The sequence below is a fragment of the Teichococcus aerofrigidensis genome (assembly GCF_054073225.1).
In genome coordinates this window covers 28,350-43,092 of the sequence record NZ_JBSXMU010000001.1, presented here as the reverse complement: position 1 = coordinate 43,092, position 14,743 = coordinate 28,350, and the positions used below count along the sequence as shown (strand labels likewise).

Here is a 14,743-nt window from a genome sequence, read left to right as displayed (position 1 = left end):
ATCGCGCGTGCGCCTGGAAGACCCTGCCGAGGCCGCAGCCCACGCCATGCTCCGGCGCCTGCTCGAGGCCGATCCGACCCTGCACGGCAGGGCGCGGGAGCCGGGCGCGGTCCTCGTGGTCGAGGTGCCGGACGCCGAGTGGGTCGTCCCCGTCGCCGAGACCTGGCGCATGCTGATCCAGGGCACGGACGAGGTACCGTTCGACGGCGACGACGCCCAGGACCGGCCATACCGGCGGATCAGCAAGATTGAGCCGAGCTGGGCCGAGTTCCGCCGCGACGGCTCCGACCGCTGGCACCGCCCCGAGGACGGCAACGGCGCCGTCCGCACCATGGTCGCCAGCGGGCGCCCGGTCTACGGCTTCAGCCCGGCGCCCGCCCGCTGCCTGCCATCCGATCTGCTGCGGGCCGCCACGGCGACGGTGACCGTCGGCCCGCTGGATCCGGCCGCGCTGGCCGAGGCGGCGACCATGTTGACGGGCGCCGCGCCGGTCACCGCGTCCGTACCGCCGGAGGTGGCGCGGCTGGTCACCGTCGGTGACCTGTGGCTGGCCCGGCTGCCCCACCAGGATGCCGACGACTACCTCCGGCGGCTGGCGGAGCTGGCGTCGCAGCGGCTCTCCGTCCGCCCGCTGACGCTCGACGGCCTGCACGGGATGGACGAGGCCGCGCGGTGGGGCAAGGACGTCGCGCGCGATCTCACCGACTACGCCCGCGGCGCGTTGCCGTGGCGCGACGTGGACCGCGGCGCCGTGCTGGTCGGTCCCACCGGCACCGGCAAGACGACCTTCGCCAGGGCGCTGGCGGCGCAATGCGGGGTGCCGCTGGTGACCGGCTCGCTGGGCCAGTGGCAGGGCGCCAAGGACGGCCACCTCGGCACGACCCTCGGCGCCATGCGCGGGACCTTCGAGGCCGCGCGCAAGGCGGCGCCCTGCATCCTGCTCGTGGACGAGATCGACAGCTTCGGCAACCGCACCACCTTCCGCCACCACGACCGCGACTACTCGGTCCAGGTGGTCAACGCCTTCCTCGAGGAACTGGACGGCGCCGCCGGACGCGAGGGCGTGGTCGTCCTGGGCTGCTGCAACGACGCCAGCCGCATCGACCCGGCCATCCTGCGTCCGGGTCGCCTGGAGCGCCTGATCCGGGTGCCGCTGCCGGACCAGGCGGCGCTGGCCGCCATCCTGCGCCACCACCTCGGCACCGATCTGCCCGGCGCCGACCTATCGCGCCTCGCGCTGCTGGGCTTCGGGTCCACCGGCGCCGAGGCCGAGCGCTGGGTCCGCGGCATGCGGCGGCGGGCGCGGCACGACCGGCGGGAGGCGACCCTGGCGGACCTGGAGGCGGAGTTGCGCGGCGGCGGGCCCCGCCCGGCCCCGGAGGTGCTGCGCCGCGTGGCCATCCACGAGGCCGGGCACGCCGTGGTGGCGGCGCTGGGACGGCCGGGTGCCCTGATCTCGGCCACCGTCGTGGCGCAGGGCGACCGCGCGGGCCGGGTGCTCTGGACGGAGCCCGCCGATGGTCAGACCACGGTCACGCGGGCGGCGCTGTCAACATTGCTGCGCGAGGCGCTGGCGGGCCGGGCGGCTGAGGAGGAGCTGCTCGGCGAGGCATCGGCCGGGAGCGGCGGCGGCGCCGAGAGCGACCTCGCCACGGCGACGCGCCTCGCGACGGCGGCGGTGACCGCGCTCGGCCTCGACAAGGGCGGTGGCGCCCTGGTCTGGCGCGGCTTGCCGGAGGCGGCCGGTGTCCCCGCGCTGCTGGCGGCGCGGCCCGACGTCGCGCGCCGGGTCGGCGAGATGCTGGACGCGGCCTACGCCGAGACGCGGTCGGTGGTCCGGCACCACGGCCTGGCCATCTGCCGTCTGGCGGACATGCTGGTCGCCAAGGAGACGGTGCCGGGCGCCGAGATCGAGGCCCTGGTCGCGGCGTCCGGGGCGGCCGCGAAGGATTGCCGACCGCCATGCGCCGGTCGCCGCCCCCGGAGGGTGCGGCCATGACCGGCCCCGACCCGGACGCCTCGCCAGAGCTGTCCATGAAAATGGCAGGGGGGCGCGAAACCAATCCAGGCGCCAGCCGTCTCTGCAGCCATGATCTCCACGAAGCGAATAGCCACGGACTGAGGATTTGCGGCACGGCACCCACGTCGCTGTGCCCGCCTGCAGCTTTCCTGGCCTCACCGCTGAGGACATCATGCACCACCACAAATCCTTTGCGCCGACGACGGCGCGGCGCACGCCGCCGCGTGGCGCGCGCGGTTTCCTTCCAGGCTTCCGGGCCAAGTTCCGGCTCCCCACCCTGATACGTCGTTCTCGCGCCGTCTGACGCCGCCCACCGGCGGCATCCCGAACGCTCAAACGATTGGAAGCCACGATGCGCCGATTCGCATTGGGGGCAGTGCCGACGCGCGGCAACTGGAACCCCAAATTCCCGGCCAAGCCCCCCAAGGGGAAGGCCAAAGGCAAGATTGTCAGCAAAGAAGCCGGGGGCGAGGAACCCGAGGAAGAAGAGCAGGACCAACCGAAGGCTCGGACACAGGTCCCGACTTACTACCCGCCAGCCAAGGGCAAGCGGCGTTACGAGCACCTGCGGAGTTATCACCATCGCGACGCCGCGTTCCTCTTGGACGCCCGGCACGAGGTGCTGGGCTGGACCTCCACAGCCGAGGCCATCGAAGTCCACTGGGAAGGCAAGGACTTCAAATTCGTCCCCGACTTCATCGTGCATGAGGAGACGCGCTCCTACGCGCTGACAATCCTGCACCCGCTGGCCAAGCCGGACACGCGCCGCAAGAAGCGCCTCGCCGCCATGCGCGCGGCCTGCGAGCGCCAGGGTCTTGGCTTCGTTCACTCGAACCGCGACGAGGTCACCGAGGACGTCGCGCTGCCCGGTGCCAAGGACCTATTCTATTACCGCTACTGGCAGTGGCCGGACTCCCTGCCCTTCTCGGTGTCGACCGTGGCCGAGCGTCACGCCCCTGCCACCCTTGGGGAGTTGCACCGGCTGCTGGATGGCCTCGCCACCTGGCATCAGCTGCTGTCCATGGTCGCGAACGGGTTCGTGGTTGCCGACATCTCGGCCGGGCTCGGACCGGACACCCCCGTGTTGGCCTGGCGGACTAAGGGGTGGCGCACATGAGCAACCGATACCTGCCCCGACTGGGCCAGATCGTCCGTTGGGACGGCCACCCGTGGATGGTGGAGCGCCTCGACAACGACGGCCTCGACCTGCGCAACCGGATGACCGGCGAGGTCCTGACCTGGGGCCTCGCCTCCTGGATCCTGCACTGGCAGAACGGCAGCCTGCGCCAGCCGACCGTCCCGGAGCCGCTGGACCGGCGGCGCCTCGTCCGCGGCACCTACATCCACCGCCAGGGCAGCGTCTGGCGCGTGAAGCTGTTCAAGAGCGGCCTGATCCACCTGGAGAACGTCAAGACCGACGAGACCGCCGTCGTCAACAACATCGCCTGGCAGGAGGAGTGCTGGCGCGGCGAGAGCTGGGTCGTCGATTCACCTGACGCGGACCTGCCGGAGCGCATCCGGGAAGTGCTCCGCGTCCCGCTCGACGGCTTGCCGAGCTCGATGAAAGCCAAGGTGCAGTGGAGCGCCGTTTTCGTGGAGGCGTACCGTGACCCGGAGCGCTTCTACCGCGAGAGGATGCCGGACCTCCCCGTCGCCGAGCGCATCGACCTCAGCGGCCGCGTCTCCAAGGCGACCCTCCTCGCCTTCCTGAAACAGGTCGCGAAGGCGACCGGGCAGAAAGCCCCGGGCGTCAGCACGTTCTACGGCTGGCTCAACACGTTGAAGCAGGCAGGCGGGGACATCCGCGCCCTCGCGCCCCGCTTCGACAGGCAGGGACCGCGGGGGCGCAAGATGCCCGCTATGGTCGAGCAGTGGCTGATCGAGACCATCACACTAGTCTGGCTCACGCGGCAGGAAAACCGCAAGTCGAAGGTCTGGAGCGCGCTCAACGACCGGGTGACGAACTGGAACACGGCGAACCCGGACAACCAGCTCTGGTGTCCGAGCGAAAGCCAGGTGGCCCGCTATATCCGCGAGGAAGTTGACCAGCACGTCGCCGTCCGCCGTCGCAAGGGCAAGAAGGAGTTCGACAAGGTCCGCACCATCGGCAACGGTGTGGTCACGACCTTCCCGCTGGAGCGTGTCGAGGTCGATCACTTCCGCCTGCGGCGGATCAGGGTGCTGGACGACCGGAGCGGCCTGGACATGGGCGGCGCCTGGGTCTCCATCGCCTACGACCACTTCACCCGCATGCCGCTCGCGCTGATCGTCCATTTCGCGGGCGAGACCCTCGGCATCGGGTTCAGCGTCCTGCGGATGACGATGACGCCCAAGGGCTTCCTCAAGAAGCTCGTACCGAACCTCGACTACGAGTTCCCGACCGGCGTTCCGATGTCGTTCTTCTTCGACCAGGCCGCGGCGACGAATAATGACCACGTGCGCAACGCGTCCCTGGTCCTGGACATGATCATGGACTACGCCGAGGGCGAGAACCCGCAGCTCAAGGCGTGCATCGAGCGCTTCATCCGGAACTTCCGCGAACAGGCGGAGCGGCCGCTTGCGGGACCCAACCCGCCCAGCCACCGCGAGGATAACGACCCCGAGAAGCCGGATGCCATCATCCGGTACTCCGACCTCGTGCGTCGCCTCTGGACCTGGGTCGCCATGGTCTACGCCAAGTCGTGGCACACCGGGATCGACGACGTGCCCCTTCGCCGCTGGCAGGAGCACACGGACAGGCACCCGCCCCGGGCACTCCGCAGCGAGCACGACCTGACTGTGCTGCTCACCCACCGGCACATGTGCCTGCCGCTGCGCGGAAGGGTCACCACCCAAGGTCTCACGTGGCACGGCGAGGCCATCCGGCAGATCGTCGCCAACCCGAACTACCGCAAAGGCACGAAAATCCAGGTCCTCTTCGACGAGCACGATGTGTCGCAAGCCTGGGTCGTCAACCCGTTCACGGGTGCGATCGCAAAGGTCGAACCCTTCAATCGTCGCCTGATGGTCGGTCTCACCCTCCACCAGCACGACATCACTCTCAAATTCAATAGGCGCCTGGAGCGGACCTACGACACCGACGAATTGCGGGCCCTCAAGGCCGCCCTGCTCGAGGACGCCACGCGGCTGCTGGCCAGCGGCAAATCGCTGTCCAAGCTCAAGCGGAATGCCCTGGTCCGCTTCCTGATGATGAACAGCAACCAGCCGTCCGGCGACGACACCGGCGACGTGCAGCCGCAACCGGACGCCAGTGAGCCGCAGGCGGCGCCCGAGAAGTCGGAGAACACAAGCGACGAGGGCCGCGCGGCACGTCCGCGGCGGCAGGCGAAGCGCATGCGCGGCGACGAAGGGCAATGAGTACCATGGACCAGAACGAAATCGACCGTCTCGTCAGGCTCTCGGGCAGGTTCCGCGAGCTCTACCTGCCGACTGACAAGTCGGACGAAATCCAGCGAGATATTCGTCGCCTCCACCACCGCGACCATGGGTCGTCTGGCGAGGCTGGCATCCTTCTCCTTGTCGGGGGGTCAGGCAGCGGTAAGTCAAAGCTCGTCCTGGACTACACCAGCCAGTTCCCCGACCAACCCCGAGCCATCGCTGGCCCGGATGGCGCATTCGCTGACCGCAAAGACGTGTTGTACTTCAAAGCGCCGAACGGAAGCGAGAAGGACGTCGCCGAGGTCTGGTTCGCCGCGCTGACCGGCCAGAGCATCGATCACGTCGTAGGTCGGGGCCGGAAGCGCCTCGTCATCCAGGAGGACATCGTTGCGGTGGGCCGGGACGTGGGGAACAGGCTCGTCGTCGCTGACGAGTTCAGCCAGTGCCTCGAAGGCAAGGACACCGCTGCCATCAAGCGCATCGCGAGTCTCTGCCGGTACATCGTGAACGCCAAGGGCGGACCGTCCCTCATCATCGCCGGTACGGCATCCGTCCTACTGCTCAGGGAGGCCGACGCGGAATTCCGAAGGCGGGCGAGCATCCGGCACGAACTCCTGCCGCTGGACTGGGACATCGCCGAAAGCCGCGAATTCCTGCAGGACGTGTTGATGGAATGGGATGAGTTCCTCCGGGACAACGTCTTCGGCGTGCTGTCCGGCCTCGCAGGAGCCAAGATGGCCTATCCGCTGTGCCGTGCCGCATCGGGATATCTTGGCGACATGGCGACCCTCATCGAGACCGCCGCTGCGGAGGCCGTCTACGACGTCGCGGCCGGGAAGGCGGACAGGCTGACCTACGCCCACCTGGTGAAAGCATACGGCAAGTCGGCAGTGTGGACGGCGGAGCGCCCCGCCTTCCCCGAGGCAGTCGGGCCTACCATCGACACGGGACCCGAAAAGACCCGCCTGCGCGGCCGTACCCGCCGCAGCGACCGCCACCATAACTTCCGGCCCTGAGCACATGGGCATACAGCCACTCTCGCTCGGCATGGGCATCGTGCCGGGCGAGAGCATCCCTGGTTTCATGATGCGCTTCGCGGGCCGCGCCCGCTTCCCCGGCGCCGACCGCCTCGCCATCCATGTCGGCCTGCGCCAGCCTGGCTCCGCCACCTCTGGGGATGACATACGCGGCCTCGCGACCCTGTCCGGCGCCGATCCCGCCGCTCTCGAAGCCGCCACCTACCGCCCCACAGGTCGCCTCGCCCACCACCGTTTCCTTGGCGGTGAGCTCCACCGCGAGTTCATCGACATCTCACGGCGGCGCGCCTGCCCAGCCTGTCTCGTCGCGGCGCCCATCCAGCGTGCCGCCTGGGACTGCGCCCTGGTGACCGCCTGCTCCCACCACGCCCTGCGCTTCGTGGACAGGTGCCACAGACCTCGCTGTCGGGGGCTGGGGTGGAATGTGGCCGACGTCACCCGCTGCGCCTGCGGAACCGACCTTCGGGCGCTCGCCGGAATGCCGGTCCCCTCCGACGAGGCAGAGGCAAGCGCCCGCGTGCTGGCGCTGGCCACGGGCGAGACGATCCCGTGGTTGCCCCATGCCCTGTTGGCCGTCGGACCGGCCGACCTCGTGCGCCTGGTCATGGTCACCGGCATGTTCCTGACCGCTTGGCGCAAGGAAAGACGCATCGAGACCCTCGTCGCGTCCGGGCCGGACGCCGTGGCCCGCGTCGTCGGCGCTGGCCTTGCCGCGGTCGAGGAATGGCCTGTTCCCCTTCACGGATTCCTTGCGGCGACGCGGGCCGTGGAGGCCGCCCGTGCCGGATGCTTCGGCGCCACCAAAACCATGGGCGCCTACTACGGCTGGCTGTCGATGCTGGAGGCCGGGCCGTTCCGCGACGCCCTGGCCGAGGCGACCCGCCAATTCCTTGCCGCCGACCCAGTGCTGGGCCGCCGGATGCACCGCTCGCTGCTGCTGGGCGTCCAGGGTGACGGCGTCGCCTTGAAGGAGGTCGCGCGCATGGTGGGCAGATCCTTGCCCACGACCAAGCGGCTCGCGGAGGCTGGCCTGCTGCCGACGCCTGACGGCACGGGGCGCGGCATCCCGGCGGTGATTGACCGAGCGAAGGTGGAAGGATTGGCGGCCGACCTGCGCGACGCGCTGACACTGGACGAAGCCTCCGCCGCCCTAGGGGTGTCCAGGGCACGGGTGCGGCGGCTGGCGCAGGCAGACGTTCTTGAGGCGGTTCACCGGGCAGCGGCCGATGGCTGGGGCCGCTGGGCGTTCCGGCGCGCCAGCATCGAGGGGCTGCCGGGAAGGATGGCGGAGGGCGCCCCGGCTGACACCGGCCTCGAGCCAGGACTCCTCGGCTTCGAGGAGGCGGCTGGTGCGTTGAAGCGGCGCGGCGTCGAGCTGCCCGAGTTCGTGGGCATGGTGCTCGCGGGGCACCTTCCGGTGGCCGCCTACGACCAGGCCGCCATAGGGTTCAAACGCCTGCGGTTCGACCGGGCCGACGTGCGCAGGGTGGCGTCCCCACTCGAGCGGGGTCCGTTCAGCGCCTACGCCACCGCCGCATTGCTCGGCCTCAAGCGCGAGGTGGTGGCGCACCTGATCCGGCGCGGCCTGCTCAGGAGCGAGGGCGGCGCCGTCACGGCCACCGAGCTCGACCGCTTCCGGGCGGAGTACGTCTCCGGCGCGGAACTGGCGCGCGAGCGGGGCACGTCGCCGCGGAAGCTGGCGGCAGACCTGCGGGCTGTGGGGGTGCTGCCGGTGACGGGGCCGGGGGTGGACGGCGGGCGGCAAGCGTTTTTCAGGAAAGGACTCGTGGAGGATGGGTCCGGAACCGGATTAAAGCAGCCTGTTGTCGCACCGGACACCGAGGATTAAGAAAGCGCGCTCGACTTGGGGAAGAACATGGCCTCTCGGCAGCTACCGTGGTGGCTCGACTATGACAATGTACCTCCCGAGGATGCCTCGGCACAGGTAATCTGGATCTCGGGTCGATGGCGATACATCCCGTTTGCCTTTGGCCGCCCTCTGGCACGTAAGTGCGGCACCCTTGACGAGGCGCACGAAGCGGTATTCCAGTTCGAGACCGACATCCACGCGAAGGTGGATGAGATTGCGGACCTCCGTGCGGGCGGCCAGGACTCCTAAGCGGATGAAAAGCAGGCCACGCTTGAAATCTATCAGTCCGAGAACCTCGCGGTCGAAGTTGCTATCGATCCAACGGACGTGCCTTACGATGTGGAAATCTACTCGCTGGGAGCCGGTGCACCCAACGAACCGTGCATCATTGTCGATGTTAGCAAGCCTGAAGAAGGCCGCATTCTCTTTCGAGATGCGGCCGCCAACTATTCATCGGCCTTTGAACAAATTGCACGCGGTTCCCCCCGCATGCATTCCAGGTGAGGGCTGTACCGTGACTGCAATCCTCTCCAACGCATTTCCTGTTCATACCTCACGATTTCCGGGGCGGTGCGGTCGAGCAGGCTGAAACGACCATGGACGACCTCGTGCGTCAGGAGCTTTTGTAGTTTCATCGAGGCCAGCCGGACGCGGTCCATGATACTGTTATCCGGACTAGCCTCGAGCACAGTGGCCCAATCCCTCAGGTACCGAACGGCAAGGTCAGAGTCGCCGACCTCAAGCGCGCGTTCAATCAAGCCCAGTTTGCCCGCATCTCCCAAGGACTGCCGAACCCGACGGACGGCCAAGTCGAGGGGCCCGCGGTGGGTTTCCGCGCGCACGGTGACTATCTCGATGTCATGCATTGCGTCTCTCCCTCAACACGATCATCCGCCAGAAGCGTGGGAAAAGGAGCCCAGGAGGGACGAACGCATTTCCTCAGGCGAGACTTCAGACATTAACTCGCTCAGCGCTTCCGACTGGCGCTCGTCATCTGGGCGGAGCGCGATGCCCCCCGTCTCTGGGCGCTGTTTCCCAATACTGTCCCAAAATTTGCGCCACGACCTTGCGGTCCTGCCGTCGACCTCGGCAATCCAAGCGGTGCATCCGGGGGCACCAAGCGGAACTTCGTAGCCATCGCTCACCCGCTTGGGATGCTCGAGACGCAGCGAGGCATCCAGCAAGAGCATGTTGCGGGCGGCCGCCATGACATCATCCATGTCCGCAGGGAGTTGAACCGCCTCGCAGCACTCTTCGAGCGGCAACGCTTCGGTCGAGGAAACCTCGATCAGCAGCACCCTCGGCATGTCCATACCCTTTCGCCTGCGGGGCTTCAGGTTACGGCGTGTCGTGGCAATGGAGAGGTCGCGTGGACGGCGGGCGGCAGGCGTTCTTCAGGAGGAGGGCTGTGTACGATGCCTGAGTGGGTGCGTCTCAGGACACCTGTTCCAAGGTCCAGTCCGCCTTGGTCCCGCCTAGCGCCTCAGGCGTTCGGTCATTCATTTACTGCAAACCTTGCAATTAATGCAGATAACCTCCAGATTGGAGCCGAAATTGGAGGTAGCCATGGCGACCCAGGTTGAGATGCAGGCCAGTGCGGAGGAACTTGACCGCGTCAGGCGGGAGGTGAGGGCGCTGCGGTCGACCGTGGCGCGAGCGCGGGGGAACGCGAAGGTGGAGGTGAATTCCGGCACCCTGCGCGTCCTGCTCAAGGTCTTAGAGGGCATGACCTTCAAGGGTCCGGCGGGAGCCGGTGCAGTGGCGTCCAGGCTCCCGAAGGCGGAGCAGCAGGCACCCCTCCCCGATGAAATCAGCCCGCAGGAGGCTGCCGCTATCCTGCAGATGTCCCGCCCCTCCGTCATGAGGCTGATTGAGAAGGGATTGCTGCATCCGCGCAAGGTTCACAGCCGGAACAAGCTATCCCGCACCGAGGTGCTGGCTTACCAACGGGCCCACACTAAAACTCAGAGGGAAGCACTCGACAGCATCGCTCAACTGACGGATGAGTACGACTTCTGAACGAGGGTAGTCCGAAGCTAGATGGAAGTCGCCGTCTTAGATGCCTGCATCCTGTTCCAAGGCAAGCTGACCGATCTCCTGCTCTGCCTCGCCGAGGCAAAAGCGTTCGAGCCGGTTTGGTCCGACGAAATTCATCTCGAATGGAAGAGGAACTTGGCCCTGAGCATGAGCATCCCGATGGACAAGATTGATTATCGGCACGCGGAGATGGAGAGGGCCTTTCCGGCCGCCAATGTACCAGGCAGCGCTTCCCTGACGGCTATGATCCAGGCGATGTGCAAAACCGCCGCGCAGCGCAAGGATGCCCACGTCGTCGCCAGCGCAGTCAACGCAGAAGCGGGCAGCATCGTGACCCACAACATCAAAGACTTTCATGGAACCGTGCTCGCGCACTACCGCCTGGCGAAGCACAGGCCGGATCCATTCTGCGCCGGTCTACTCGCCAGTCAGCAGGCGGAGGCCCTCGCGGGCCTCCGGGCACACCGTGCCAGCCTCAAGAGGACACCCATGAATGCCACGGAGTATGTCAATTATCTTGCGGGGCCCAAGTTCGGGATGGCGAAACTCTCCACGGCACTCCGGGATCACCTCGGTTCCATCTGAGACAAGGCGCCTGGTGCACTACTGACTGGCTATGACGCCCAGCAACATCCCTGACGTCTCCATCAAATAGGTCTCCGTCGCCGCCAGGAGCTCCAGGTGCTCGCCCCCGGCCTCTGCACGCGACAGGCCCGGCTGCACGATGAAGACGGCGAACTCCCGCTCGGCGCTGCGGATCATGCTCTCTAGCTTTCGCAGGGCGACCAAGTTGCCCCGCTCGAACCGGCTCGGGGCCGCCCACGCCAGGCGCTTGCCCTCGCGTGACAGAAGGTGGCGGAACAGTGCCTCGGCGTCGTCCCGCCAGCGGACGCACTTCTGCGCCTGGCCGCAGACCACGTAGAGGTCGTCCAGCCTCGCGCCCGGCTTCGCCCCTTCGGAGTACTTGCAGTGGTAGAGGTGCACGACGATGCAGTCGGGCGTGGCCCTGATGGCGACCACGTCGGCGGCCTCGCCCGCGTCGTCGTCATCGAAGACGATGTCGAACGCCTCGTTCCCCGTCTGCGCGAGCAGGTGCCGGATCACCTTGTGCTGCACCGCGTCGGGGCGCTTCTGCGCCTTCTGCGACTCCTTGCGGATGGCGGTGCCCGTCCAATCCCAGGCGGCGATGCGCTCGCGGGGGTACGGGATGCGCCCCGTCATGCCTTGCGGGAAGAACAGCTCATTATCGAGCAGCACGGCGCCGTTCGCGAAATGGACCCAGGGGGGATTGTCTGCCAGCCAGTCGCCGAGCGGCGTACGCCTGCCGCCGATGTTGATGTAGGCCGGTGGGCCGCCTGCGGGGAAGTAGCGGACGCCGTTTGCCCCGAACCGGAATTCGAAATCGGCGGATCTGGAGTCGTCGCCCCCTGCCGGAGGCGTGCTTGAGGCGACACAACCCGGCCCGATATGCGCCGCAACGATTGCAGCGTAGCTCCCGAAGCCCTTCAGCCCCGTCCCCGGCTTCCCACCCTCGGACATGGGAGCGGTAGGGCCGATTAGTAGCCATTTAGGTCCATGGCGCGGGTGAAAGGGCTCCCCTTACTGCCTCTCTCCCTTATCATGGGAGGCGAATGGATGCAGCTGGAGGCACGAAGATGGCACCGCGACAGAGATGGGCGTCCGACGCAGCTCGCCTTCTCAATGCCTACGAGGGCGCTGTGCAGAGCGGTAGCTTCTGGCTCATCGCCGAAGGTCTGGCAGATCCGAGCCGCGCGGAGATTCTGAAAAGAATCCGGGCGCCAAAGGCGAAGGAGCGGCTTGAGAACATCATCGCCGCGTTGGAAGCGGCAAAGGCTTCTGGGCAGCTCCTGCCGAAGGATCAGCCAACACCGCATCCGTTCTGGACCATGGACAATCTTCGCGGCGCCCTGAGTTGGTACGAGACGCCCGAAGGCCTCAGGCAGTTGGCGCACAGTGCGCTCGCCCGTGACACTCAGAGGCGACTGATGGCCTTCACGGAGCGGCTGCGATCAGATGGTGGCGATCATCGACCGAAGGGACGGTGCTCCGGCTCGGATGATGTCTCGGATAATTGCCGCTCGATGGCCGCATCGACTTCCTTGTCCGTGGCGTAGTATCCAATCCGCTGCGGAGCGCCCCCAGGAATGTACAGGAACAATACAAAGGCCGAGGGAACAGGAGGCTCAAGGCGATAAACGAGGAATGGCCACCGCGAGCTGTTGAGCAAGGTCTGCTTCTGAACGCTGCTCAGTTTTGCGTTACGGGTGTCATCGCCAGTGCCCTGCGATTTCATCGCCTGCAGATCTTTAAGAATAGCTTCCCTGACCTGGCGCCGAAGTTTCGAACGCTCCATTGCATTGAGGTGACCGGAGGCAGCACCGGATCCAGATCCGGATCCGCTTTCGGCCTCTCCGCCAGAACCACCGTTGCCAGACTTGCCCGTCGCCGAACCGTCCTCATCCGCCGCTTGCTTTGTGCCACGCGCTCGCGGATCTTCGTTACTCGCCAACTCAGTTCCCCTTCGATGGAGAGGCGAAGCATTATCAAGGGAAGGCATACCTGTCGACGTGACCAGGCTGCGACTGCTTAGGCTGACTTCCGCTTGCGGCCCTCGTGATCGTCAATGAAACCAGGGCAGAACCAGACGGCGGCGTCCCAGCTCAAACCCTGCAGGATCCGCCCACGACACCCTCGCGGCTTCCGCCGCCGCTCCCGGTGCCTGCCACTCGGAGGCACCCTTGCTAACCTTGGTCCAAACTGCGCCGAGCTCCGCGGACTGCGCCGCCGGGTCGGCAGGCAGGCGCCCGGGCCTGCAGACCAGAGCTTGCTCGAATCCTTCGTCACCCCTGGGCTTCCGGTCCAGCAGCAGGGTGGACCCGCCCCCCTCGATGTCGAGGGTGAAGCCGTCTGGCGCACCCCGGGCGTTCAGGCGGCGGGCAGCAACCGTGGCGGTCCGGGCCAGGTGCAGCAGCTGGCGGATGGGGTTCCCGGCGACCTGCTCGTCCAGGGCGTACTGGTGGGGCAACGTCAGCCTGTCGCCAATCTTCAGCTCAGCCATCGATGACCCCGCGCGCGACCGCGCCCGGGATGGGCCGCCAGCAGCCGAAATGACGCCAAAACCTATCCTTGTTTCCTAATCGGAATTGCGTCGCCTAAGGCTTGCGTCGGGCTACGTTGGGCGACGTCGAGCGTGTGGCGGTAGGATTAGGGGACTGTTCGCCCTCGCCTGCCGATCGACTGTAGGCGTGCTGTCCTTGTAGTGTGCGGCGCCATGCCGCTACCGCCACAGCCGCGCCTCCCGCCAGGCTACCTGTCGCCAGAGGGTGCGCCACGTCCACACAGCCTTGGCCTGACACCGTCCGCGGACGAAAGCCTCCAAAGCTACATCTTCCGTCTCGCCAATCGGCGGCGGACAGAGACGCCGAAAGCCCTGGGTGAGCGATTGGGCTTCAAGGGACTCGCGTCACGTGCGTCTCTCAACTCTGTCGAGAGGCTTGCCTTGGAGGCGTCGGTTCCCTTTGAATCCTTGCTGCCGCTCTGGCGCGGCGACCCGCACTCCCCCTTTGTCCTGTTCTGGAACCACGAGCTTCCCGGCAGCGCTTTGGACTTCGGGTTGCAAGAGGGGCGCAAGGTGTGCCCCGAGTGTCTGGCTGAACGCGGACGGCACCTAGCCGTCTGGGACCTGTCCTTTATCTCATCATGCCCCGTCCACCGCAAAGCCCTCGTGGACAAGTGTCATGCGTGCGAGAACCCGATCAAGTGGAAAGGCAACGGTTTAGCATGGTGTGGCTGCCGAAAGGGCGGCGACCTGACGAAAGCCCCGGCGGCGCCGGTCACGCCTGAGCAGGCGAACGCCACGGCCTGCGTCCAGGGATTGTTGGGCGATCCTCAGTTCACCGAGGAGGGGACCGGCGTCCTGGCCCTGCCGCCGTTCCGTAACATGGCGCACGCCCAAGTTATCGAGTTCCTGGTCCGCCTTGGGCTCGACGCGGCCGCGACGCGCCCGCGGCGGTATTTCTTCGGCTTCGAGAACATGGGCGACGTCGAGGTGCCGCCGCATGAGGCGCTGGCCCGCTCTTTGGCAGCGGTCCGGAACTGGCCCGCGGGATTTCACGCCGAACTCGACAACATGCGGAGGCTCCATCTCACGGACGTCACCACGGCGACGCAAAAGGTGACCAAGGGCATCGTGCGCTGGGCGACGCCGCTGCCCAACGGTGGCGGGTGGGCGATCAAGCAGGCAGTGAAGGACTACAGGCGCGCGGCGCGAGAGTTGGACGCGCGGAGCCCTTGAGCCTTAGCTTGGATAAGGCACTCAGACACCGAGACTCAGGTTGCTCGCGGCACGCCATCGCGGCCTCCGGCGAGGCGGGGTAACTC

Annotated in this window: 13 protein-coding genes; 9 read left to right on the top strand and 4 right to left on the bottom strand. The window is 67.0% G+C overall.

Annotation, left to right across the window (positions count from 1 at the left end; translation table 11 throughout):
• Positions 1-46: 46 nt before the first annotated feature.
• From ACVMLK_RS00210 to ACVMLK_RS00190, 5 genes are all read left to right on the top strand, one after another.
• On the top strand, positions 47-1,999 hold the full coding sequence (locus tag ACVMLK_RS00210) for an AAA family ATPase (protein WP_099097335.1): 1,953 nt from the start codon (positions 47-49) through the stop codon (positions 1,997-1,999).
• Between the two features lie 373 nt (positions 2,000-2,372).
• On the top strand, positions 2,373-3,137 hold the full coding sequence (locus ACVMLK_RS00205) for a hypothetical protein (RefSeq protein WP_141563269.1): 765 nt from the start codon (positions 2,373-2,375) through the stop codon (positions 3,135-3,137).
• Positions 3,134-5,377, top strand: a complete 2,244-nt coding sequence (locus tag ACVMLK_RS00200; RefSeq protein WP_141563268.1) for a hypothetical protein — start codon at positions 3,134-3,136, stop codon at positions 5,375-5,377. Before ACVMLK_RS00205 ends, ACVMLK_RS00200 begins: the two co-directional genes overlap by 4 nt.
• 5 nt (positions 5,378-5,382) lie before the next feature.
• Entirely contained in the window at positions 5,383-6,414 is a 1,032-nt protein-coding gene (locus ACVMLK_RS00195; protein WP_176559964.1) for a TniB family NTP-binding protein, read from the top strand.
• Between the two features lie 31 nt (positions 6,415-6,445).
• On the top strand, positions 6,446-8,284 hold the full coding sequence (locus tag ACVMLK_RS00190; RefSeq protein ID WP_457485284.1) for a TniQ family protein: 1,839 nt from the start codon (positions 6,446-6,448) through the stop codon (positions 8,282-8,284).
• Positions 8,285-8,751: 467 nt separating this feature from the next.
• Here the strand turns inward: ACVMLK_RS00190 and ACVMLK_RS00185 are convergent, their stop codons facing one another.
• Both ACVMLK_RS00185 and ACVMLK_RS00180 read right to left on the bottom strand, forming a co-directional pair.
• Entirely contained in the window at positions 8,752-9,171 is a 420-nt protein-coding gene (locus tag ACVMLK_RS00185) for a hypothetical protein (RefSeq protein ID WP_109517850.1), read from the bottom strand.
• A 21-nt stretch (positions 9,172-9,192) separates the two neighbouring features.
• Positions 9,193-9,603, bottom strand: a complete 411-nt coding sequence (locus tag ACVMLK_RS00180; protein WP_146201915.1) for a hypothetical protein — start codon at positions 9,601-9,603, stop codon at positions 9,193-9,195.
• Positions 9,604-9,871: 268 nt separating this feature from the next.
• On the opposite strand from ACVMLK_RS00180, the gene ACVMLK_RS00175 reads away from it, so the two are divergent.
• Together ACVMLK_RS00175 and ACVMLK_RS00170 are read left to right on the top strand one after the other, a co-directional pair.
• A complete protein-coding gene (locus ACVMLK_RS00175) occupies positions 9,872-10,324 on the top strand; it encodes a helix-turn-helix domain-containing protein (protein ID WP_181378189.1) in 453 nt (150 codons plus the stop codon).
• Positions 10,325-10,345: 21 nt separating this feature from the next.
• Positions 10,346-10,927, top strand: a complete 582-nt coding sequence (locus tag ACVMLK_RS00170) for a PIN domain-containing protein (protein WP_457485283.1) — start codon at positions 10,346-10,348, stop codon at positions 10,925-10,927.
• Between the two features lie 18 nt (positions 10,928-10,945).
• On the opposite strand, the gene ACVMLK_RS00165 is transcribed toward ACVMLK_RS00170, so the two are convergent.
• The gene (locus ACVMLK_RS00165) at positions 10,946-11,881 is read right to left on the bottom strand and encodes a hypothetical protein (protein ID WP_109517846.1); all 936 of its coding nucleotides are present in this window, start codon (positions 11,879-11,881) and stop codon (positions 10,946-10,948) included.
• Between the two features lie 116 nt (positions 11,882-11,997).
• On the opposite strand from ACVMLK_RS00165, the gene ACVMLK_RS00160 reads away from it, so the two are divergent.
• Positions 11,998-12,477, top strand: coding sequence for a hypothetical protein (locus tag ACVMLK_RS00160; RefSeq protein ID WP_198368135.1), 480 nt, complete (start codon positions 11,998-12,000; stop codon positions 12,475-12,477).
• Between the two features lie 506 nt (positions 12,478-12,983).
• Here the strand turns inward: ACVMLK_RS00160 and ACVMLK_RS00155 are convergent.
• Positions 12,984-13,421 (bottom strand): hypothetical protein, encoded by a 438-nt coding sequence (locus tag ACVMLK_RS00155; protein ID WP_099097328.1) that lies wholly within the window; start codon positions 13,419-13,421, stop codon positions 12,984-12,986.
• 213 nt (positions 13,422-13,634) lie between these two features.
• Between ACVMLK_RS00155 and ACVMLK_RS00150 the strand changes: the two genes are divergently transcribed.
• Positions 13,635-14,657: a TniQ family protein gene (locus ACVMLK_RS00150; RefSeq protein WP_457485282.1), complete on the top strand. Its 1,023-nt coding sequence runs from the start codon at positions 13,635-13,637 to the stop codon at positions 14,655-14,657.
• Positions 14,658-14,743: the final 86 nt, after the last annotated feature.

Coding starts and splice junctions, on each gene's coding strand:
- ACVMLK_RS00200 (WP_141563268.1), top strand. CDS start 3,134: ATGAGCAACCGATACCTGCCCCGACTGGGCCAGATCGTCCGTTGGGAC.
- ACVMLK_RS00210 (WP_099097335.1), top strand. CDS start 47: ATGCTCCGGCGCCTGCTCGAGGCCGATCCGACCCTGCACGGCAGGGCG.
- ACVMLK_RS00190 (WP_457485284.1), top strand. CDS start 6,446: ATGGGCATCGTGCCGGGCGAGAGCATCCCTGGTTTCATGATGCGCTTC.
- ACVMLK_RS00185 (WP_109517850.1), bottom strand. CDS start 9,171: ATGCATGACATCGAGATAGTCACCGTGCGCGCGGAAACCCACCGCGGG.
- ACVMLK_RS00175 (WP_181378189.1), top strand. CDS start 9,872: ATGGCGACCCAGGTTGAGATGCAGGCCAGTGCGGAGGAACTTGACCGC.
- ACVMLK_RS00170 (WP_457485283.1), top strand. CDS start 10,346: ATGGAAGTCGCCGTCTTAGATGCCTGCATCCTGTTCCAAGGCAAGCTG.
- ACVMLK_RS00205 (WP_141563269.1), top strand. CDS start 2,373: ATGCGCCGATTCGCATTGGGGGCAGTGCCGACGCGCGGCAACTGGAAC.
- ACVMLK_RS00160 (WP_198368135.1), top strand. CDS start 11,998: ATGGCACCGCGACAGAGATGGGCGTCCGACGCAGCTCGCCTTCTCAAT.
- ACVMLK_RS00165 (WP_109517846.1), bottom strand. CDS start 11,881: ATGTCCGAGGGTGGGAAGCCGGGGACGGGGCTGAAGGGCTTCGGGAGC.
- ACVMLK_RS00155 (WP_099097328.1), bottom strand. CDS start 13,421: ATGGCTGAGCTGAAGATTGGCGACAGGCTGACGTTGCCCCACCAGTAC.
- ACVMLK_RS00195 (WP_176559964.1), top strand. CDS start 5,383: ATGGACCAGAACGAAATCGACCGTCTCGTCAGGCTCTCGGGCAGGTTC.
- ACVMLK_RS00150 (WP_457485282.1), top strand. CDS start 13,635: ATGCCGCTACCGCCACAGCCGCGCCTCCCGCCAGGCTACCTGTCGCCA.